Origin of the sequence: Bacillus sp. JJ1122 (assembly GCF_036964885.1) — a bacterium.
Taxonomy (GTDB): domain Bacteria; phylum Bacillota; class Bacilli; order Bacillales; family Cytobacillaceae; genus Mesobacillus.
In genome coordinates this window covers 123,470-144,422 of record NZ_JBALQL010000014.1, presented here as the reverse complement: position 1 = coordinate 144,422, position 20,953 = coordinate 123,470, and the positions used below count along the sequence as shown (strand labels likewise).

20 protein-coding genes, 1 tRNA gene, 1 riboswitch and 1 other annotated feature (1 of these 23 only partly in view) are annotated in these 20,953 nt (G+C 42.0%); of the genes, 20 read left to right on the top strand and 1 reads right to left on the bottom strand.

Translation table 11 applies throughout. From position 1 onward, the window contains the following. From V7201_RS08680 to V7201_RS08650, 7 genes are all read left to right on the top strand, one after another. Positions 1-783 (top strand): glycosyltransferase family 2 protein, encoded by a 783-nt coding sequence (locus V7201_RS08680; RefSeq protein ID WP_335376380.1) that lies wholly within the window; start codon positions 1-3, stop codon positions 781-783. Positions 784-830: 47 nt separating this feature from the next. Beyond that, positions 831-1,583, top strand: coding sequence for a hypothetical protein (locus tag V7201_RS08675; RefSeq protein WP_335376379.1), 753 nt, complete (start codon positions 831-833; stop codon positions 1,581-1,583). Positions 1,584-1,618: 35 nt separating this feature from the next. Next, on the top strand, positions 1,619-2,536 hold the full coding sequence (locus V7201_RS08670; protein ID WP_335376378.1) for an FTR1 family iron permease: 918 nt from the start codon (positions 1,619-1,621) through the stop codon (positions 2,534-2,536). 114 nt (positions 2,537-2,650) lie between these two features. Continuing rightward, positions 2,651-4,120, top strand: a complete 1,470-nt coding sequence (locus tag V7201_RS08665) for a hypothetical protein (protein WP_335376377.1) — start codon at positions 2,651-2,653, stop codon at positions 4,118-4,120. Positions 4,121-4,135: 15 nt separating this feature from the next. Then, the gene (gene uvrC / locus V7201_RS08660; protein ID WP_335376376.1) at positions 4,136-5,908 is read left to right on the top strand and encodes an excinuclease ABC subunit UvrC; all 1,773 of its coding nucleotides are present in this window, start codon (positions 4,136-4,138) and stop codon (positions 5,906-5,908) included. A 71-nt stretch (positions 5,909-5,979) separates the two neighbouring features. Further along, positions 5,980-6,157: riboswitch (Lysine riboswitch) on the top strand. Positions 6,158-6,350: 193 nt separating this feature from the next. Next, positions 6,351-7,583 (top strand): aspartate kinase, encoded by a 1,233-nt coding sequence (locus V7201_RS08655; protein WP_335376375.1) that lies wholly within the window; start codon positions 6,351-6,353, stop codon positions 7,581-7,583. Between the two features lie 352 nt (positions 7,584-7,935). Beyond that, positions 7,936-8,988, top strand: a complete 1,053-nt coding sequence (locus V7201_RS08650; protein WP_335376374.1) for a nuclease-related domain-containing protein — start codon at positions 7,936-7,938, stop codon at positions 8,986-8,988. A 77-nt stretch (positions 8,989-9,065) separates the two neighbouring features. Here V7201_RS08650 and V7201_RS08645 read toward each other — a convergent pair whose 3' ends face one another. Continuing rightward, the gene (locus V7201_RS08645) at positions 9,066-9,518 is read right to left on the bottom strand and encodes a YslB family protein (RefSeq protein WP_335376373.1); all 453 of its coding nucleotides are present in this window, start codon (positions 9,516-9,518) and stop codon (positions 9,066-9,068) included. Positions 9,519-9,981: 463 nt separating this feature from the next. On the opposite strand from V7201_RS08645, the gene V7201_RS08640 reads away from it, so the two are divergent. The 13 genes from V7201_RS08640 to ilvE all read left to right on the top strand — a co-directional run bounded on the left by V7201_RS08640 (position 9,982) and on the right by ilvE (position 20,690). After that, positions 9,982-10,590 (top strand): succinate dehydrogenase cytochrome b558 subunit, encoded by a 609-nt coding sequence (locus V7201_RS08640; RefSeq protein ID WP_335376372.1) that lies wholly within the window; start codon positions 9,982-9,984, stop codon positions 10,588-10,590. Between the two features lie 47 nt (positions 10,591-10,637). Next, positions 10,638-12,395, top strand: a complete 1,758-nt coding sequence (sdhA, locus tag V7201_RS08635) for a succinate dehydrogenase flavoprotein subunit (RefSeq protein ID WP_335376371.1) — start codon at positions 10,638-10,640, stop codon at positions 12,393-12,395. Between the two features lie 6 nt (positions 12,396-12,401). Then, the gene (gene sdhB / locus V7201_RS08630) at positions 12,402-13,163 is read left to right on the top strand and encodes a succinate dehydrogenase iron-sulfur subunit (protein WP_335376370.1); all 762 of its coding nucleotides are present in this window, start codon (positions 12,402-12,404) and stop codon (positions 13,161-13,163) included. 435 nt (positions 13,164-13,598) lie between these two features. Beyond that, a complete protein-coding gene (locus V7201_RS08625) occupies positions 13,599-14,066 on the top strand; it encodes an acyl-CoA thioesterase (protein ID WP_335376369.1) in 468 nt (155 codons plus the stop codon). 141 nt (positions 14,067-14,207) lie between these two features. Then, the gene (gerE, locus tag V7201_RS08620; protein ID WP_019154738.1) at positions 14,208-14,432 is read left to right on the top strand and encodes a spore germination transcription factor GerE; all 225 of its coding nucleotides are present in this window, start codon (positions 14,208-14,210) and stop codon (positions 14,430-14,432) included. 215 nt (positions 14,433-14,647) lie between these two features. Next, on the top strand, positions 14,648-15,106 hold the full coding sequence (locus V7201_RS08615) for a MarR family winged helix-turn-helix transcriptional regulator (protein WP_335376368.1): 459 nt from the start codon (positions 14,648-14,650) through the stop codon (positions 15,104-15,106). A gap of 10 nt (positions 15,107-15,116) precedes the next feature. Next, positions 15,117-15,914 carry a glutamate racemase gene (gene racE / locus V7201_RS08610; protein ID WP_335376367.1) on the top strand — a complete coding sequence of 266 codons (798 nt, stop codon included), beginning with the start codon at positions 15,117-15,119 and terminating at the stop codon, positions 15,912-15,914. Between the two features lie 180 nt (positions 15,915-16,094). Further along, positions 16,095-17,165, top strand: coding sequence for a GerMN domain-containing protein (locus V7201_RS08605; RefSeq protein WP_335376366.1), 1,071 nt, complete (start codon positions 16,095-16,097; stop codon positions 17,163-17,165). A gap of 125 nt (positions 17,166-17,290) precedes the next feature. Next, positions 17,291-18,046, top strand: a complete 756-nt coding sequence (gene rph / locus V7201_RS08600) for a ribonuclease PH (RefSeq protein ID WP_335376365.1) — start codon at positions 17,291-17,293, stop codon at positions 18,044-18,046. Positions 18,047-18,060: 14 nt separating this feature from the next. Then, positions 18,061-18,666 carry an XTP/dITP diphosphatase gene (locus V7201_RS08595; RefSeq protein WP_335376364.1) on the top strand — a complete coding sequence of 202 codons (606 nt, stop codon included), beginning with the start codon at positions 18,061-18,063 and terminating at the stop codon, positions 18,664-18,666. Further along, positions 18,659-19,183, top strand: a complete 525-nt coding sequence (locus V7201_RS08590) for a metallophosphoesterase (protein WP_335376363.1) — start codon at positions 18,659-18,661, stop codon at positions 19,181-19,183. The genes V7201_RS08595 and V7201_RS08590 overlap by 8 nt, the downstream gene beginning before the upstream one ends. 122 nt (positions 19,184-19,305) lie before the next feature. Further along, a tRNA-Arg gene (locus V7201_RS08585) sits at positions 19,306-19,382 on the top strand. Positions 19,383-19,784: 402 nt separating this feature from the next. After that, positions 19,785-20,690, top strand: coding sequence for a branched-chain-amino-acid transaminase (ilvE, locus tag V7201_RS08580; protein WP_335376362.1), 906 nt, complete (start codon positions 19,785-19,787; stop codon positions 20,688-20,690). A 10-nt stretch (positions 20,691-20,700) separates the two neighbouring features. Then, positions 20,701-20,953 (top strand) — a binding site (T-box leader); it runs 4 nt beyond the window's last position.

Sequence of the window (20,953 nt, the reverse complement as noted above, 5' to 3'; positions counted from 1 at the left end):
TTGAGTAAAGTAATCGTATTTTTGCCTGCTTTTAATGAAGAAGAATCAATCGGAGAAGTGATTGAAAATATCCCGCGCAAATTCGAGGGTGCTGATCTTGTAGAGATATTGGTGATTGACGACGGCTCTACCGACAATACCGTTTCAGCTGCAAGAAAAGCGGGAGCTGATCATATAATAAGCTTTGGAAAGAACCGCGGTCTCGGAGCCGCGGTCCGTAAAGGGCTGGAAGAATGTCTTCATCTGGGTGCAGATGTTGGTGTGATGATCGATGCGGATGGAGAGTATCCTGCATGGCAGATCCCGGAACTTGTAAAGCCACTCTTTGAAAATCAAGCTGATTATACAATGGGATCCAGATTTATGGGCACTATAAGAGGGATGAAGTTCCATCGCAGGATGGGAAACTATTTTTTCACCTTTCTGCAAACATTGCTGTTAAGAAAATGGCTTTATGACGGCCAATCAGGCATGCGTGCATTTTCACGAGAAGTCCTTGAACATGCTGAGATCATCCATGATTATAATTACGCTCAGGTATTGACGCTGAATCTTGTACGAAAAGGATTCATGGTGCTTGAAGTGCCCATACAGTACAGGGTCAGGACGACTGGGACTTCCTTCATTTCTTTTCGAAAATATATGACAAATGTTGTCCCGGCTATTATTCGTGAAATATCCCGTCCAGTTAAAAAGGTGCAAAGGGACTCGGCGAAAAATAGATTCTTATATAAAAGTAGTAAAAATAGTGACAAAAAAGTGACGATGTTCAAATATGATTGACATAAGGAATGATAATCATTATCATTATCATTGTAGGAGGGAAACAAATGAAAAAAGCCATATTTTTTTGCTTTTCACTGATATTGATTCTCATTAACGGCAATCCACAGCCTGCCAGCGCTTATTCATATGGAGATCCTAATGAAGAGAAAGTGGCAGAGGTCTACAAGGAGATGCAGTTGAAACTTGATGAGAACCCTCCGAATTTCTCTGCAGCGAAGTCCCTGTTTGAAACGGTAAAAGAAGAAACAGATATGCATATGGGACCTGAGCCTGGAGAAATCATCATGAAAAATTTAAATGACGAAAATAAAGAAGCTACAATCGAAAACATGGAGAAGCTTCTGATTTTGAATATTGCAAGAAGGCTTGAAAGTATCGAAAAGAATTTCGAGGAGTACGATACCTCTAAAAAACTGCTAGCAAAAGGCTTCGCTACATATCAGGCTTTATCGCCAAAAGTAGAGGCAAACAATGCGGAATTAGATAAGGAAATGAAAGCTGATTTCGATGCTGCTCTTGAGGCACTTGGTAATCCTGGACTTTTTGGAGTCGGGAAAAAGCCATCTGACATAGAAGCATTTAAAAGTAATAAGGAAGAAATCCTTAATGCACTGCAAAAGGAATTCAATCTTGCCAGCCTGGAAGTCGGACATTTTACAGAAACAGTAGAAGAACAAGGAACTGGAAAAAAAGACTGGACCGATTTATCCAACATCCGAAACTGGATTCCGTTAATCCTGATCGTCGCAATCATTGCGGCAGTTGTTTTTATCGGCATTAGAAAAAGAAGAGGTTAAAGCTTGACCACACCTTGGAGAGGGGAGAATGGGCAATGGAAATTCAAGCATTACTGATTACCTTCCGTGAAGTATTGGAAGCGTTGTTAATCGTCGGGATCATCACAACTTACTTAAAGAGGATGGACCACTCTAAGTATACGAAGTATGTGTGGCTGGGTGCCGGACTGGCTGTTTTGGCGAGTATTGGGGTGGCGATCCTGTTCCAGGTGGTATTCACTGGATTTGCCGCCATGGGCAGCGAAATTTACCTGAAGATTGGAATCATGCTCGTATCGACCGTGTTACTAACGCAAATGGTATTCTGGATGGCGAGCCACAGCAAGGACTTAAAGGGCAATATGGAAGGGAAAATGAACAAGTTCATCTCGACAGGAAATATTGTCGGTATGGTCATCCACTCATTCCTGGTTGTATTGCGTGAAGGTATTGAAACGGTTTTCTTCTTTGCTGCAATCACCGGCGGTAATATCGGCGCTGCAATGCAAGGCTGGGGAGCTCTTACCGGAACACTTATTGCGGTAGTTGTTTCATATATGTTCTTTAAAGGAACAATGAAGGTTAAGCTTAAAACCTTCTTCCAACTTACTGGCGCATTCATCATCCTGATCTCAGCTGGGTTATTGGTACAGGCAATTTCAATGATGCAGGACATAAACTTGATCGGCAGTGTAATACCGCATGTCTATGACATTACATGGTTCATGCCTGAGCATCCAATTGATTATGCACACTATGTACGTGACAACGGAGTCGCACCATTATTATCAGGTGATATCGGCATCTTCCTAAAAGCACTGTTCGGTTACTCTTCGATGCCATCCATCGAGGAAGTCATTGCTTATATCGGATACTTTGCAGGCATTTTCCTGCTGACTTCAACACGTGGCACGAAAAAACAGAAGCCTGCAGAAAACAAACAAGTAAATGTATTGAAACCGCAGGTGAAATAAACATAGCTTCCTCTCTCCAGAAAAAGTACAGGGAAATTCCTTGTGCTTTTTTCATACGTTTAGACCTTATTGTTTTTCAAATTGCTCTAGTGTTTTTAATGAAGAAGGTAGTTGGTGAAAAAGTTGAATTATGAAAAATGGAAAAGTCCAGCAATAGTGGCGGTAAGTTTGGTCGTAGTAATGTATGTTTTATGGCTGCAGCTCAGTTCGCTAAATCCTTTTGTTTCTTCCTGGGACCAAGTGGATTTTTCGCTTGCAATTGAAAGGTATGACCTTAGGGCAATGCGGCCCCATTTTCCGGGCTATCCTTACTTTATTCTGGGAGGGTTGCTTGCAAAGTTCATCGTAGAGGAACCGAATCAAGCTCTGGTGCTCTTTAATATTTTAATATATGCGAGTTCGATCATTCCGGTTTATATTATCGCATCCAGGTTGATTTCCAGGGAGAGCGCCTTTATGGCGGCCGCGGTTATTTATACCGCAAGCTATCCATTGATCATAGTCAATCAGCCGATGTCGGAAGGTGCAGCTCTTGCCGTCTTCTGGTGGTATTTCTTGAGCATTGTCACTGCCTGGGAAAGAAAATCAGGCAAATGGCTGCTGCTGCCGCTGTTTTTATTCAGCGTGCTCCTGGGGATCAGGCTTAGCTATATTCCTTTGGGTGCAGGGATGATTTATCTCTTTTGTAAAAAATGGAAAGACCATCAAATTGGATCCGTCGGACTTTTAACATATACTTTCGCTGCAGGTGTGTTCCAGTTAATCTGGATTGGCGGGCTCATCATGACTGAAGGAGGAATCGCCAATTTTCTGGAACTTGCCTTTGGGTTTACTGGCGGCCATTTTCAAGAATGGGGCGGAACTACGACCTCAAATGACTTATCGATTATTGCCAGAATAAAAATATTCTTGTTTACCAACATTTTTTGGTGGGGAATATTTTCAAGAACACATGTTTTGATGGTATTATATATAGTTATCGGCCTATTCATTTTTTGGCCGGGTACAAAAAGTAATCTTTTTAAGAATATGCCTTTCACTTTAGGTGTCTTGATGATGTCTGCATATGGCATATGGGCACTGTTTGCTCAAAATATCGATAAGGCCAGACATATTCTGCCCGTTGCAGTGATTCTGATCTTTTTAGTATTGTCTGCATTTTTCAAAAGGTACCCAAATATTTATAGCAGTTTATTGATTCTCATACTTCTTATTGCCCAGGCAATGGTTTCAGCGAACCTTGTGAAAACACAGGCAAACGAGGAGCCTGCTGTTTACCAGCTTGCCCGTTTTCTTGAGGAGACAAATGAGGAATTTGTGCTATATACATGGGAAGAAACAAGAGTCCTGGGATATTTGAAAATGCCATATTCACATAAAAGGATCAATACGTATAAAGTATTTCTGCATGATCAGAGCTTATATAAAGATAAAACAGTGTATTTGACCGATAAAGTAGTCGATGGCTTTAGGGCACAGGGAATTGAGATAGATAAGAGAGTTGAAAAGATAAGGATTTTCAACTCCGAAAAAATATTCGATCCAGTCTACAATGAAATTATTTTATATAAATGGACACCGTAACAGGGGGTGAACAGTATGAATGATCAAATTAAGAATAAATTGGCCATTCTCCCGGCACAGCCAGGATGCTATTTAATGAAGGACCGGCAGGGGACCATCATCTATGTTGGGAAAGCTAAGATACTGAAAAACAGGGTTCGTTCATATTTTACCGGCTCACATGATGGAAAGACTCTGCGTCTAGTAAATGAAATAGAAGATTTTGAGTATATCGTTACCTCCTCAGACATGGAAGCACTTGTCCTTGAAATTAACCTGATCAAGAAATATGATCCTAAGTACAATGTCATGTTAAAAGATGACAAGAGCTATCCATTTATCAAGCTGACTGCAGAACGCCATCCTAAGCTGATCATCACCCGCAAGGTTAAAAAAGATAGCGGGAAATATTTCGGGCCATATCCGAATGTCCAGGCAGCAAATGAAACGAAAAAGCTTTTGGACAGGATCTATCCACTAAGGAAATGTTCCACTCTGCCGGACCGGGTATGTCTCTATTATCATATGGGCCAGTGCCTCGCGCCTTGCGTAAAGGATGTAAGCAAGGAAGAGTACAAAAAAATAACAGATGAAATTACCCGCTTCCTGAACGGGGGCTTTAAGGATATTAAAGTAGATTTAACTGCTAAAATGGCCGCGGCTGCTGAAGAACTGGATTTTGAAAGAGCGAAGGAATTCCGCGATAAAATTGTTCATATTGAGGCTACAATGGAAAAACAGAAGATGACCTCGACTGATTTTACCGACCGCGATGTGTTTGGGTACGCCGTGGACAAGGGCTGGATGTGTGTTCAAGTATTTTTTATCAGGCAAGGAAAATTAATTGAACGCGAGGTTTCGATGTTCCCAATCCATAATGAACCGGAAGAAGACATCCTCACTTACCTAGGCCAATTTTACTCGAAAAATGAGCATTTCAAGCCGAAGGAAGTTCTCGTCCCTGAAGGCGTAGATACGGAAATGGCTGAAGCGCTGCTTGAAGTAAAGGTGCTAAAGCCGCAGCGAGGCCAGAAAAAAGATCTTGTCCGCCTTGCTTCAAAGAACGCCGGAATCGCTCTCACTGAGAAGTTTTCACTGATTGAACGCGATGAAGAACGGTCAATCAAGGCAGTCGAGAATCTTGGAATTCAAATGGGCATTTACACGCCACACCGTATCGAATCTTTTGATAACTCGAATATCCAGGGGACCGATCCTGTTTCAGCCATGATTGTTTTTATAGACGGCAAGCCTGAAAAAAGGGAATACCGTAAGTATAAAATCAAATCTGTCGTAGGGCCGGATGATTATGAGTCGATGCGGGAGGTAGTAAGGCGAAGGTATTCAAGAGTCCTGAGGGAAGATCTGCCGCTGCCTGATTTGATTATCATCGATGGCGGGAAGGGGCATATCGAATCTGCCCGTGATGTACTCGAAAATGAACTTGGCCTCGATATTCCGATAGCGGGTCTGGCAAAAGATGATAAGCATAGGACTTCCCAGCTTTTATACGGCAATCCACTGCAAGTGATCAGCTTGCCAAGGAATAGCCAGGAATTTTACCTGCTGCAAAGAATCCAGGATGAAGTCCACAGATTCGCGATTACATTCCATCGCCAGCTCAGGGGGAAAAGTGCTTTTCAATCATTGCTTGACGATATCCCTGGTATTGGTGAGAAGCGTAAAAAGGCGCTGCTGAAACATTTTGGATCCGTGAAAAAAATGAGGGAAGCCTCCATAGAGGAATTGACTGCTGCTGGTTTGCCCTCCATTGTAGCCCAGGAACTGTTTACTAAATTGCAGAACTAACGGTAGCAATCTATTTTTTAGTGTGCTATAATAAGAAAAAATTTCATATAGCTATCACTTTAGAGCATTAAAGTGAAGATAGAGGTGCGAGCTTCAAGAGTAAGAGCCAGGAGAATTATAGGATTCTGTGAATGGCTTTGAAAGGGGATGGTCGCCGAAGTGGGGGAATGCCTATTCTTTTTCCCGCTGGTCCTTCGTTGAATAAACGCTGGATTGTCAAGATTGCCATCTTGGAGTGCTATCTCATGTTGCAGCGTATATATGCGTTTATCAAGCAATGGGAGACACTCTCATTGCTTTTTTGTATTTATAAGGATTTTTCGTCCATTATTCACAGCTGAATGTCATGCGAAAACATCCTTAGGGGAAAATACATATGCGGATTTTGCCATGAAGCTCTTTATAGAGGCAGAAATAAGAAGGAAAAGGCAGGGGAAGGTAAATGGGATTAATTGTACAGAAATTTGGAGGAACTTCTGTTGGCACTGTTGAGCGAATCAAGAACGCTGCCAGCAGAACTGTTGAAGAAATGCAAAATGGAAATAACATTGTGGTTGTCGTATCCGCGATGGGGAAAACGACAGACCATTTAGTTGACATGGCTAATGAAATTTCGAGCGCTCCATCTAGGAGAGAAATGGATATGCTTTTAACGACAGGTGAACAGGTAACCATCGCTTTGTATTCTATGGCGCTCGCGCAAATGGGAATTGAAGCTGTTTCCTATACAGGCTGGCAGGCTGGAATCAAAACTGAGGATGTTCACAGTAACGCAAGGATTGTAGATATCGAAACGGACAGAATTAAAAACGACCTTGAGCATGGCAAAGTTGTTATTGTAGCCGGTTTCCAGGGAGTGACGGATGATGGGCAGATCACGACTCTTGGCCGTGGCGGATCTGATACAACAGCAGTAGCATTGGCAGCAGCGTTAAAGGCAGATAAGTGTGATATCTATACTGACGTGACGGGTGTATTCACGACAGATCCAAGGTATGTGAAAAGTGCAAGGAAGCTGTTAAGTGTTTCTTATGATGAAATGCTTGAGCTGGCAAACCTGGGAGCGGGCGTTCTCCATCCAAGAGCGGTGGAATTTGCAAAGAACTACGGGCTGCCAATTGAGGTAAGATCCAGCATGGAAAAAGAAAGAGGTACGATCATCGAGGAGGAAATTGGGATGGAACAGAATTTAATCGTTCGTGGAGTGGCATTTGAAGACAAAATTACAAGAGTATCAGTCCTTGGAGTAAGCACATCGTTAAAGGGACTATCAACCATTTTTACAACATTGGCTCAAAACCACATCAATGTTGACATCATCGTCCAAAGCAGAACAGAAGCAGATTCTGCTAACATTTCTTTTTCAATCAAGAGCAATGATTTACCAGAAACTTTAGATGTATTAGAACGGAATAAGGAATTATTAAATTATAAAGCAATTGAATCAGAAACCGGCCTGGCTAAAGTGTCCATCGTAGGTTCTGGCATGGTATCAAACCCTGGTGTAGCTGCAAAAATGTTCGAAGTTTTAGAAGGACACGGCGTTCAGGTGAAAATGGTCAGCACATCGGAAATCAAGGTTTCCACAGTGATCGAAGAAAAACAGATGGTGAATGCGGTAGAATCACTGCATGAAGCGTTTGAGTTGTATTCTGAGTCGGTTAAAACGAAGTAAGCTGAGGAAAGCCTTCCAGGTGTTTGATGCCTGGGAGGCTTTTTTCTATAGAAATTGCGGCCAATATGGCTATTTGGAGAAGAAATTTTTCTTACTGGTGATAAATCGGTTCTTACTAGTAATAAAATTCTTCTTACTAGTAATAAAACTCTTCTTACAAGTAATAAATTCATTCCTACTGGTGATAAAAATTTTTCGCTTGTTTAACATGCCATTCTGTACTTGATAACCATCAATTTAGGCTCTTATTTAACTTACTTGTCAAAGAAAGTTCATAATCGCGATAGTAGTGGGGCAGGAATTAGATGTTTTTAAAAGAATTTCTATAAAAAATACTCTGGGAGGGATTTTATTGATAATAAAAGATAGGAATTATCCGATTAGGCTTAGGATGTATGAAGCCCTTTTGAATAGACTCAAAGAAAATTGTTCGAGAAGGGGAGAAATAGAGGACGATTACAAAGGCTGGCGGGCTGGGTATAAGGGGGAACTGCAAACGGATTACCGCTTAAGTTTCTTGCCCGAAAAAGATTACTGGATCCTGAGAGATCTAAGGTTAAAGGATGGCATATGGCATTTCCAGATTGATACTCTCATCATAACCCATAGCTATATACTTCTTATTGAGACAAAAAACTACTCAGGTGCCATTTACTTTGAAAAGAATTCGGAGCAAATGATTCAATCAAAGCAAGATAAAGAAAAGGCATACGATAACCCGGTCCTCCAGGTTAAAAAACAAAAATGGCATCTTAATAGATGGCTGGTTGCACACAATTTTAAAGTCCCTCCCATCTTTATCATGGTTGCCATCAGCAATCCCTCCACCATTATTAAAACCAATGATTCCAAACTTTATCAACATGTAGTCAAAGGAGATGTGCTGGTCGATCGAATCAGGAAAATGGAAAACACTAATTTAAAAGACTTCTTTTCCGAAAAAGAAATGAAAAAACTCTCCAAAACCCTCGTCAAAAAGCATACACCACTCTACCCTGAAATTCTCAAAACATATTCTCTTGCAGAAAAGGACCTTCATAAGGGTGTTCAATGCCCTTCTTGTTCAGCTTTTGGGATGCGGAGAATGAAGCGGAAATGGGTTTGCCACAATTGTTCGTTTCATTCTCGAACTGCCCATCTTATGAGTGTAGTTGATTTTTTTCTTCTTATAAAACCCACCTTAACAAATTCAGAACTGAGTGAATTCCTTCTTATCCAAAATCCAAGAGCTATCGGAAACATGCTATCATCCATGAATTTATCATCCAGCGGTTCCAATAAAGCTCGTATCTACCATATGCCTGAAGATTTTGAGACATTTATCCAATTGGCGCAAGAGAAATATGATTCATTCCATAACCTGTCTAAACCAAAAAAGCCTGGGAAAAAAATCCCCAGGCTTTAACGCAAATATGCAATTCCAGACTGCCGAGCCAGCAAACATTGCCAATGCTCGCCATCAAGGTCATACAGCGCGGTTTCTCATTCAGAAACAAAATCATTTTTATCCCATTTAATGGTGAATTGGATTCGAAATGAACGCTTATTGGGGTGTTCGAAGGCTTCGGCTGTAGCATTCTTTTGCAATTCCATCTGCTGTGCGAGAAAACCTGCTTCAAGCTGGAATGTGGAGTTTGCGTTATTTTTTAACCGAGAGGAAATCAGCTCGCTGCTAAGTTCCAGCACCAATTGTTTTCTTGTTTCTTCCTTAACTGAAAGGGTGCCCCAGCCTGCATCCTGGAAAAAGCGGATTGTTTCTTCCAGTGTCGATAATGGATATTTGCGTGCAAGGCGTTTACCTGCCCAATAGAGTATTTCAGGAGTGTCCTTGCCTAGCAGTTCTGGCAATAGGATTTCTCTGACTAATTCATACCCAAAAGCGGAAACGGAAAGTGGCTCGCTTTCAGTTTGCTGCTCTGATGTTAATTCACTCATGTTCTCCCCTCTTTCTATTACTCTATTATAAACAATTTGCCAAAAAAACAACCAGCGATTCTAAATTAATAATCTGTTAAATTTTAGATGGGCAATAAAGATACTATTAATATTTTCCATGTTTATACCATACCCAATTCTTTACAAGCTAAAATTTAATCATCCGGGAAATTTATTTCATTGGCAACTAAAAGGTAATACTATTATTTTAATATACTCTAACCGGCGGTAAAATAATTAGAAAGTGGCATTTTTACAATATCAATATATTTAAAAAATTTTACCTATATAAACTTTTTTATGTATCCGTTTTCTTGACGCTCTATTATGATGGGAGTAAAATGAACATGTCACATAATTGTAAGATTTGTTTTGTAATATGATGTTGGGGTTAATCAAACTGTCAGTTTAATAGGGGAGAAAAGCCTGTACATCACGGCCAAATTTCAAGGGGGGTATACATATGGCGGGTAAACAAGAGTTTTATTGGCGGAGGCTGCATTCTTTGCTGGGTGTAATTCCAGTAGGACTTTTCCTTATGCAGCACCTTGTAGTCAACCATTTTGCTACAGGGGGAGAAGAATCATTTAACAAAGCGGCTCATTTCATGGAGCAGCTGCCTTTCAGGTATTTTCTAGAAATCTTCATTATCTTTTTACCACTATTATTCCATGCAATCTACGGACTTTATATTGCTTTTACGGCTAAGAACAATATAGGGCAATACGGCTATTTCAGGAACTGGATGTTCATGCTGCAGCGTGTCTCAGGTGTCATCACCCTGATTTTCGTAGCTTGGCATGTTTGGGAAACGCGTATCGCAGCTTTTTTTGGTTCTGAAGTGAATTTCCAGATGATGGAGACCATTTTATCTTCTCCGTTTATGCTTTGGTTCTATATAATCGGTATCATTTCAACAACTTTCCACTTTGCTAATGGATTGTGGTCTTTCTTCGTAAGCTGGGGTATCACTGTAACGCCTCGAGCACAAGTGATTTCCACTTACATTACTATTGGAGTATTCATTGCGCTTTCCATCGTGGGAGTACGCGCAATCTTGGCATTTGTATAAATTGATCGGAATTTAAGACAGACATGGATTTAAGGGAGTGAGTCACGATGAGTAAAGGTAAGGTTATCGTAGTCGGCGGCGGTTTGGCTGGCTTAATGGCTACAATAAAGGTGGCTGAAACAGGAACACCTGTTGAGCTATTCTCTCTTGTGCCGGTAAAACGTTCACACTCTGTTTGTGCACAGGGCGGAATCAACGGTGCAGTAAATACAAAAGGTGAAGGTGACTCTCCATGGGTTCACTTCGATGATACAATTTACGGCGGTGACTTCCTTGCGAACCAGCCTCCTGTAAAAGCTATGGCTGAAGCAGCACCAGGAATCATCCACCTTCTTGACCGTATGGGTGTAATGTTCAACCGTACTCCAGAAGGCCTTCTTGACTTCCGCCGATTTGGTGGAACACAGCATCACCGCACTGCATTTGCAGGCGCTACAACCGGTCAGCAGTTATTGTACGCATTGGACGAGCAGGTACGCCGTCATGAGGTCGCTGGTCTTGTTACTAAATATGAGGGTTGGGAATTCCTTGGTGCTGTACTTGATGAAGATGGCGTTTGCCGCGGGATCACGGCTCAAAACCTGACGTCAATGGAGATTAAGTCGTTCGCTGCAGATGCTGTTATCATGGCAACTGGCGGCCCTGGAATTATCTTTGGGAAAACAACTAACTCTGTCATCAACACAGGTTCTGCGGCTGCGATTGTATATCAGCAGGGCGCATATTACTCAAACGGTGAATTCATCCAGATCCACCCGACAGCAATTCCTGGCGACGACAAGCTTCGCCTGATGAGTGAATCTGCCCGTGGTGAAGGTGGACGAGTTTGGACGTATAAAGATGGTAAGCCATGGTACTTCCTTGAAGAGAAGTATCCTGCATATGGAAATCTGGTTCCTCGTGATATCGCAACACGTGAAATCTTTGACGTTTGCGTTAGCCAAAAGCTAGGAATCAATGGCGAGAACATGGTTTATCTTGACCTTTCACATAAGGATCCAAAAGAGCTTGATATCAAGCTTGGCGGCATCATTGAAATCTATGAGAAATTCATGGGCGACGACCCTAGAAAAGTTCCAATGAAAATCTTCCCTGCAGTCCACTATTCAATGGGCGGACTTTGGGTTGACTATGACCAGATGACGAACATTCCTGGATTATTTGCAGCTGGCGAATGTGACTACTCTCAGCACGGCGCAAACCGCCTTGGTGCAAACTCATTATTGTCAGCTATTTATGGCGGTATGGTAGCAGGGCCAAATGCAATTCGTTATATTAACGGTCTTGAAAAGAGTTCCGATTCTGTTTCTTCTGCGATTTTTGATCAGCACGTCCAGCAGGAGCAGAGTAAGTGGAACAACGTCATGTCGTTGGATGGAAATGAAAATGCATATGTCCTTCACAAGGAGCTTGGCGAGTGGATGACGGATAACGTAACGGTTGTTCGTTACAACGACAGACTATTGAAAACAGATGAGAAAATTGTAGAATTAATGGAGCGCTACAAGCGTATTAACATTAACGATACAGCAAAATGGAGCAACCAGGGTGCTGTGTTCACACGCCAGCTTCAAAACATGCTTCAGCTAGCACGCGTAATCACAATCGGTGCTTACAACCGTAACGAAAGCCGAGGAGCACACTACAAACCTGAATTCCCTGATCGTAATGATGAGGATTTCTTGAAAACAACTATGGCTAAGTTTGTTGATTCAAACTCTGCTCCAGCATTCCATTATGATGATGTTGATACTTCATTAATCAAACCGCGTACGCGCGATTATTCTAAGAAGAAAGGGGAGTAATGAGGCATGTCAGAGAAAAAAACTGTCCGTTTTATCATAAGCCGCCAGGATACTCCTGATTCAGCCCCTTATCAGGAAGAGTATGAACTTGAATATCGTCCGAATATGAATGTGATTTCCGCGCTGATGGAAATTCGCCGCAACCCGGTAAATGCAAAGGGTGAAGCTACAACTCCGATTGCATGGGACATGAACTGTCTTGAAGAAGTATGTGGTGCATGTTCAATGGTCATCAATGGACGTCCTCGTCAGTCCTGTTCTGCGCTGGTTGACCAGCTTGAACAGCCAATCAGGTTAGAGCCGATGAGAACATTCCCTGTTGTGCGTGACCTTCAGGTTGACCGCAGCCGCATGTTCGATTCCTTGAAGCGTGTTAAAGCCTGGATTCCAATCGATGGAACGTACGACCTTGGACCAGGACCACGTATGCCTGAGAAAAAGCGCCAATGGGCATATGAACTATCTAAATGTATGACTTGCGGTGTGTGCCTTGAGGCATGTCCAAATGTTAACAGTAAATCTGATTTCATTGGACCGCAGTCGCTTTCACAGGTTCGTTTGTTCAACGCCCATCCAACAGGTGCACTGAACAAAGGCGAGCGACTTGAAACAATCATGGGAGACGGAGGACTTGCTAACTGCGGTAATTCTCAGAACTGCGTTCAGTCCTGCCCTAAAGGAATTCCATTGACTACTTCAATTGCAGCTCTAAACCGTGATACAACTCTGCAAGCATTCAAAAACTTCTTTGGAAGCGACCAGGTTTAATGATTTTAAATGCCTCCCTCTCTTAAACAGAGAGGGAGGCATTTTTTTAGTGGTTATTTTCTTGCTGTTTTCGAATTAATTGTTGCTTTTCGGACGAGTACTTGTATCGTCATGTTTAGAGGTATCGGGGCCCTTTTCTGGAGACATCTTAACTAAATTTGCATAAAAATTCGTCAAAAACCAGTTGCCGATATTTACTTTTGTTGAGAAAGCGAAAAAGTGTAGGGAAAGATCCTTTCTATAAGTGTTTTGGAGTAAACCCGACAATCGTAGCAAAGCGAATTCAGCCTTATGATTAGAGTATTTCCTGGAAAACAAATTCATCATTTTCATTAGGCATAGTGCCAAATGATGCTTAGGGTTTTCAAAAAATCTAAATATATTTATAATAAAGAAAAGAATGAATCTTCATTCAGTTAATCAGGAGGCTAATACATGAAGAAAACCAATTATATCGATGACATCGTAAGCTGGGAAGAAGAGTTTGAGTATTATCATGACGTGAAGGTCAGATTTTCTGAAACAGATATGTTTGGCCACCTGAATAACACGGTTCCGTTTACTTTTTTTGAAATGGCGAGGATCGATTTTTTTAAAAGTCAGGGGTTCATGCAAGATTGGGTTAAGCCCGAAAATGAAACGATTCCGGTTGTTGCGGATTTGCAATGTGATTATTTAAGCCAGATTTATTTTGATGAAGATTTAAAGATTTATGTGAAAGCAAATTCAATCGGCAATTCTTCAGTTGACTTGCATTATATGGGGAAGAAGGCAGACGGATCGATTTGCCTTGCAGGACGGGGAACAATCGTTCAGATTTCCAAGAGGACGGGCAAGGGTGTTCCTTGGTCAGAGGAGATGCGCCACCTGCTTGCAAAGAGCAAAAAGTCTGTTGTGAAATAAATTTTGAACATTTTTATAAAAAAGAGTAATAAGCCCTTGAAATGTTGTCACTTCAATTCTTTCCTTCACATAAGATATGTTGACTAAATTTATACCCACCCCGCAGTTCACAGCTGGCGAAGGCAAGGAGGGTTACAATACTTGAAGGAAAATGAATATACTCACAAGCCATTACTCACTAAACGCGAAAGAGAAGTTTTCGAACTGTTAGTCCAAGACAAAACAACAAAAGAGATCGCTAGTGAATTATTTATCAGCGAAAAAACGGTTCGGAACCACATTTCAAACGCCATGCAGAAGCTTGGTGTAAAGGGGCGTTCCCAAGCTGTTGTAGAGCTCCTGCGTATGGGAGAGCTAGAACTTTAATCTAGACCGGCCAACCTGTTGGGAGGCCGGTTAGATGTTTATAAGGGGAGATTAAGAAGCACTCAATGCTTGGAAATGAATTCTGTCTTGAAATTTGCTCGAAAAAAGTAGAAAATAAGGGCAATAGGAAAATAATAAAAAAGTTTTGTCGGTCAGGAAATCAAGTTTAAACGGCAGTGAAAATGGCGAATGCATTTATTTAGGAGTTGTGATAGATGAAACTTGAAGATATCCAAAGTAAACAGGAACTGGACACGGTTGCTGATATTGAAAAAGATTTAAGGTACATATCGGGAATTATAAAACAAAAGGGTCGTGAGCTCCTCAGTAATTACACGATCACTCCTCCTCAGTTTGTTGCTTTGCAATGGCTTTTTGAGGACGGAGATATGACAATCGGCGAGCTGTCGAATAAAATGTTTTTGGCTTGCAGTACGACAACTGACTTAGTGGACCGCATGGAAAAAAATGATCTTGTTGTAAGGGTCAAGGATCCGAATGACAGACGTGTAGTCCGTATCCATCTTCTTGAGGAAGGTGAAAGGATTATCGATGAAGTGATCAAGAAGCGCCAGGTTTACCTACAGGAGGTATTGAAGGACTTTTCCGGCGACGAAATCGTATCGCTGAAGCACAGCCTGTCAAAATTACATCATGAAATGCGTGGAGAATGAGGCGAGTTTTTTGAACCAACCGATTGGAATCATTGATTCAGGTGTGGGCGGGTTAACGGTTGCCAAAGAAGTGATGAGGCAGCTTCCTTATGAACAGATCATCTATGTGGGCGATACAGCACGATGTCCGTATGGCCCTCGCCCTGTGGAAGAAGTGAAAAGATTCACCTGGGAAATGACCCGATTCCTGCTTGAAAAGAATATTAAGATGCTGGTCATTGCCTGCAATACGGCAACAGCTGTAGTACTTGAGGAAATCAGGAATGAACTGCCTATTCCTGTGCTTGGTGTTATTCAGCCAGGGGCCAGGACTGCGATAAAGGTAACGGACAATTACAAAATTGGGATCATCGGCACTGAAGGTACTGTAAAAAGCCGAGCGTATGAACATGCCCTAAAAGCAATCAATCGCAAAACTTTTGTAGAAAGCCTTGCTTGCCCTAAGTTCGTCCCGCTTGTTGAAAGTGGGGAATACAACGGTCATGTTGCAAAAAAAGTTGTAACAGAGACACTTGAGCCTTTGATAAGTAAAGGGCTCGATACATTGATATTAGGATGTACGCACTACCCTCTGCTTGAGCCGCTTATAAAAGATGTAATGGGCGATCAAGTAAAGGTCATCAGTTCAGGTGAGGAAACAGCCCGTGAGGTAAGTACGATTCTGGGGCATAACGATATGTTTGCCGAAAGAGAAGAGCTGCCTGAGCATTCCTTTTATATAACTGGCTCTAGAACGATTTTTGCCCGAATTGCTTCTCAATGGCTGGAAATTCCGATTGAACATGTGGAAAAAATTAAATTAGGTTGAAAAAGGCCTCCGGAATGGAGGCCTTTTTGTATGTCTGCCGAAAAAGCTGGTTCAAATAAAAAAATCTCTTCCCAAAAATAAATCGAGTAGCGGGTTTGTACAAAAATCTTTTCAAAGGCGGTCTAAAAAATCCCGAAGCTCGTATACATGATAGTACAAACTGTCTTTGGAGGGATTTATATGTCAAAAAATAATAAAGCTGTCTTCGTAACTGCAGCGACATTAGCAACTACAGTTTTCCTGTCAGGCTGCGGGTTATTTGGGGGCGAGGAGAAAAAGAAAATTGATCCACCGCAGGATGTAACCTTCACGGAGGATGGAGCAGCGGTCGATGAGAATACCTCCGCACAATCAAAGCAGGATCAAACAGAAGCAGTGGAAACGACTGTCAAGACAGAACTTTATCTGATTGACAAAAATGGTTATGTTGTATCCCAGGCAATGGATCTTCCCAAGACAGAGAGCGTAGCCAAGCAGGCGCTAGAGTACCTGGTAGCCAACGGACCTGTTGAGCAAATGCTGCCAAATGGATTCCGTGCAGTCCTGCCAGCAGATACACAAATGACGGTTAATATCAAGGATGGCACAGCTACAGTTGACTTCTCTAAAGAATTTGCAAACTACAAAAAAGAGGATGAGAAGAGGATTTTACAGGCTGTAACCTGGACTCTTACTCAATTTGAGAGTGTAAAGGATGTTAAGCTGCAGCTGAATGGTACGCCGCTAGAGGAAATGCCTGTGAATGGCACGCCAATTGGCGAAGAATTGAGCAGAGCTGATGGCATTAACATGGATAACTCTGATGTTGTTGATATCACAAATACTAAAGCGGTGACAGTCTACTATATAGGCGGTGAAGAAGGCGCCTATTATTATGTTCCTGTAACTCGACGTGTCAGCAATGACTTTAAAGACAATATTACAGCGATCGTAAACGAGCTTGTAGAAGGACCTGCCTATGCATCCAATCTTTTATCCGAGTTCCAGTCAGATGTAAAACTTTTGGATACGCCTACGCTAGAGGACGGAAAGTTAACTTTGAACTTTAATGAATCGATTTATGGCAGCTTTGAAGAAAAAATGGTTTCTGAGCATGTATTGAATTCTCTCGTGCTTTCCCTGACTGAGCAAACGGGTGTTGAGAGTGTGGCTCTTACGGTGAAGGGAAAGGCGGATGTATTGACAGAGAAGGGCGAGAAGCTGTCAGAGCCGGTTACAAGACCTGAAAAAGTTAACACTGGTAGTTTTTAATAGCGCGGTTTTGGTATACTAAATAAAGACAGATGAAGAGGCAGGCATTTTGCTGCCTCTTATTTATTGTTATTGGGGCAGCGGTTAGAGTTCTGCCTTTCATAAATGCCAAGGAGGATAAATAAATGCGATTTGATGGACGTGAACCCTTACAATTAAGGCCGATACATATTGAAACAGATTATTTAAAGCATCCAGAGGGCTCTGTATTGATTTCTGTCGGTGATACAAAGGTAATTTGTACTGCCAGCATTGAGGATCGAGTTCCGCCATTTATGCGCGGGGAAGGAAAGGGATGGATTACGGCAGAATACTCCATGCTTCCGCGTGCTACGGAGCAAAGGAATATTAGAGAAGCGGCTAAGGGCAAAATTTCCGGAAGGACTATGGAAATTCAGCGCTTGATTGGAAGAGCTTTGAGAGCCGTTGTAAATCTTGAGGCAATCGGGGAGCGTACAGTCTGGATTGATTGTGATGTCATTCAGGCAGATGGCGGAACACGCACCGCTTCCATTACAGGAGCATATGTTGCGATGGCTCAGGCTCTTTACAGGCTTAGCAAGCAGAAAAAACTATCTGGTTTCCCTTTAACAGATTTCCTGGCTGCAACCAGTGTTGGCATTCTGGAGAATGGTCAGCCAGTTGTTGATTTGAATTATGTTGAGGATTCTAAGGCAAACGTAGACATGAATGTCGTCATGACTGGAAATGGCGAATTTGTAGAGCTGCAGGGTACAGGAGAAGAGGCAACTTTTTCATACAGCCAGCTTCAGGAGCTGCTGAAGGCTGCACAGGAAGGGATCATGGAGCTTTTTGAAATGCAGAAGGAAGCTCTTGGAGAAGAATTGGCAGCGAAGATTGCGAGCGCCAAAAAGAGATAGGGGGAGATCTCAAGATGAATACAGTAATAATTGCAACGAAAAACATTGGAAAAGCAAAGGAGTTTGAAAAGCTTTTTCTGCCAATGGGAATGACAGTGAAAACGCTACTTGATTATCCAGAGCTAGAAGACGTTGATGAGACGGGTACTACTTTTGAGGAGAATGCTGTTCTAAAAGCAGAGACAATCTCAAAAGTGCTTGGCGTCATGGTCATTGGGGATGATTCTGGCCTGGAAGTGGACGCGCTTGAAGGACGTCCAGGCGTCTATTCTGCAAGATATGCGGGAATAGAAAAAAATGATGAAGCGAACATCGACAAAGTTCTCGCTGAACTTCAGGATGTGCCAGAAAACGAGCGGACTGCCAGATTTTGCTGTGCCTTGGCAATGGCCGAACCTGGGAAGGAAACGGTAACTGTATTTGGTACTTGTGAGGGACATGTCCTTCATGAACGGAGAGGCACTAATGGGTTTGGCTATGACCCTGTGTTTTTTGTTGAGTCAGAAGGGAAGGCAATGGCTGAGTTGTCTTCCGAAGAGAAAAACGGGATCAGTCACAGGGCAAAAGCGATCAAACAGCTTGAAAAAACGCTAATGCATCGGAAGCAAAGCGATGTGTAAAATCCTGATTGTAAGTGACAGCCATGGTTCTGCGGAATTGCTTGAGGGAATCGAGAAACTTCATGGGCAGGATGTTGATTTGATGATCCACTGTGGTGATTCTGAACTTGCTGAAGATGATGCAGCGATTAAAAGTTTCAGATCCGTTAGGGGGAATTGTGATTTTCTCGGAGACTTTCCTGATGAAGATACTCATGTGATAAATGGAGTGAAAATCTTTGTGACACATGGGCATCTTTACTCAGTCAAATCCACATTGGGAAATTTGTTTTATAAGGCAAAAGAAATCGATGCTGATATTGTTTGTTTTGGCCATTCGCATGTATTGGGTGCGGAAATGGTCGACGATGTCCTGTTTATCAATCCTGGCAGCATCAGGCTGCCAAGGGCAAGGAAGGAAAGAACCTATATCATACTTGAACTCAAAGATGGAAAAGCAATGCTCCAAATCCATGACTTTGGAAATGGAGAAATGGCTGAGCTAAGACAGGAATTTACCCTTCCCAAAAAAGCATAAAAGAACTATAATATTTTTTTGAGGGGAGCATTAATTACTCCCCCTCAAAAAAAGTTTAATTTATTTATTGACATTTAGTTGTTTGGCTACTATAATAAATCTTGTCTTTAAAAAACATATTTGTCCCAGTAGCTCAGCTGGATAGAGCACACGCCTTCTAAGCGTGCGGTCGGGAGTTCGAATCTCTCCTGGGACGCCACTTAAACTACATACCTTAACTCACCTTGCTGAAAGGTGAGTTTTTTTTATTTCTTCAGAGCCATAAAAAATCAGATTCCATTCGTTCTAACTTCGCAGTTAACTCTTTCAAGATAAAATCCTCTATTTTTAAAAAAAAATTTTCCTTTTAATAAATGTGAATATATCAACAATGTAAGCGGATACAAATAAACTAATTAATCAAAATTATCAAACAATTTAGAAAAACCCTGTTGACGAGGGTGCATTTTGGGCGTAAGATAATCCTCAAATAAAAAAAACAAGTTGGCTGCAGCCAGAATGAAAGACAGTTTTATTTCAATTTCCGATTGTGTAAAATTGTATTTTTTTAAATTTAAATTTTAACTATTTAAAGCGTCTAATCATTAAAGGAGTGTTAATTGTGCCCGATCAATGGATTTACTTAAACGGTGAGTTTGTCACCAAGGAAAATGCTAAAGTTTCTGTATATGATCATGGTTTTCTGTACGGAGACGGTGTTTTTGAAGGGATTCGGGTATACAGCGGCAATATATTCAGGATGGAAGAACATATGGACCGTCTATATCGGTCAGCAAAATCTATTATGCTGAACATGCCCCACTCTAAAGAAGAGTTCACTGATCTTGTTGTAGAAACAGTAGAACGGAATCGATTAAGAGATGCCTATATCAGAGTCGTAGTCTCAAGAGGGGTCGGCGATCTAGGCTTAGACCCATATAAATGTCCTCACGCCAATGTAGTCATTATCGTAGAACCACTTGCGATCTTCCCGAAGGAATTGTATGAGCGAGGGCTCGATATTGTGACAGTTGCAACAAGAAGAAACAGGCCAGACGTTCTTAGCCCAAAAGTTAAATCACTCAATTATTTAAACAATGTCCTAGTAAGGATTGAAGCTCATCTCGCAAATGTCAGTGAGGCACTCATGCTGAATGACCAAGGATATGTTGCTGAGGGCTCAGCAGATAATGTTTTTATTATCAGAGGGAATACATTCCTCACCCCTCCAGGTTATGTAGGGGCATTAGAAGGAATTACAAGAAATGCAGTCATTGAAATCGCTGGCAATCTTGGGTATGAGGTGAAGGAGGAACCGTTTACCCGGCACGATGTTTACACTGCGGATGAGGTATTCCTGACTGGGACCGCCGCAGAAGTCATTGCAGTTGTAAAAGTAGATGGCAGAGTCATTGGAGAGGGAACGCCAGGAATGCACACGAAGAACATCCTGCGTGAGTTCCGGGCAAAGGTTGTGGCGGAAGGCGTACAGGTTTATCAGGAAGAAGAAGCACATCAAGTCAGCTAGCTTCATAAAGGACAAAGCGAAGACAGGGACAAGTAATTTTTTGCGATAAGCATGGACAGAGAGCCGGGAATGCTGAGAACCGGTGATGCCGCATCAAATGAACTCACCCTGGAGCGCCGGTTTGAAAGGGATTCCCAGTAAAACCGGCCGAGTGTCGATCACACTCGTTATCAAAATCGGCAGCAGATGCTGTCACGAGCGCGCGCATTCATGCGTGAAGAAGGGTGGTACCGTGGAACAGGAGAAAAAGCCTATTCCATCCC

Coding starts and splice junctions, on each gene's coding strand:
- V7201_RS08675 (WP_335376379.1), top strand. CDS start 831: ATGAAAAAAGCCATATTTTTTTGCTTTTCACTGATATTGATTCTCATT.
- V7201_RS08670 (WP_335376378.1), top strand. CDS start 1,619: ATGGAAATTCAAGCATTACTGATTACCTTCCGTGAAGTATTGGAAGCG.
- uvrC (WP_335376376.1), top strand. CDS start 4,136: ATGAATGATCAAATTAAGAATAAATTGGCCATTCTCCCGGCACAGCCA.
- V7201_RS08655 (WP_335376375.1), top strand. CDS start 6,351: ATGGGATTAATTGTACAGAAATTTGGAGGAACTTCTGTTGGCACTGTT.
- V7201_RS08645 (WP_335376373.1), bottom strand. CDS start 9,518: ATGAGTGAATTAACATCAGAGCAGCAAACTGAAAGCGAGCCACTTTCC.
- V7201_RS08640 (WP_335376372.1), top strand. CDS start 9,982: ATGGCGGGTAAACAAGAGTTTTATTGGCGGAGGCTGCATTCTTTGCTG.
- sdhA (WP_335376371.1), top strand. CDS start 10,638: ATGAGTAAAGGTAAGGTTATCGTAGTCGGCGGCGGTTTGGCTGGCTTA.
- sdhB (WP_335376370.1), top strand. CDS start 12,402: ATGTCAGAGAAAAAAACTGTCCGTTTTATCATAAGCCGCCAGGATACT.
- V7201_RS08625 (WP_335376369.1), top strand. CDS start 13,599: ATGAAGAAAACCAATTATATCGATGACATCGTAAGCTGGGAAGAAGAG.
- V7201_RS08615 (WP_335376368.1), top strand. CDS start 14,648: ATGAAACTTGAAGATATCCAAAGTAAACAGGAACTGGACACGGTTGCT.
- V7201_RS08605 (WP_335376366.1), top strand. CDS start 16,095: ATGTCAAAAAATAATAAAGCTGTCTTCGTAACTGCAGCGACATTAGCA.
- rph (WP_335376365.1), top strand. CDS start 17,291: ATGCGATTTGATGGACGTGAACCCTTACAATTAAGGCCGATACATATT.
- V7201_RS08595 (WP_335376364.1), top strand. CDS start 18,061: ATGAATACAGTAATAATTGCAACGAAAAACATTGGAAAAGCAAAGGAG.
- V7201_RS08590 (WP_335376363.1), top strand. CDS start 18,659: ATGTGTAAAATCCTGATTGTAAGTGACAGCCATGGTTCTGCGGAATTG.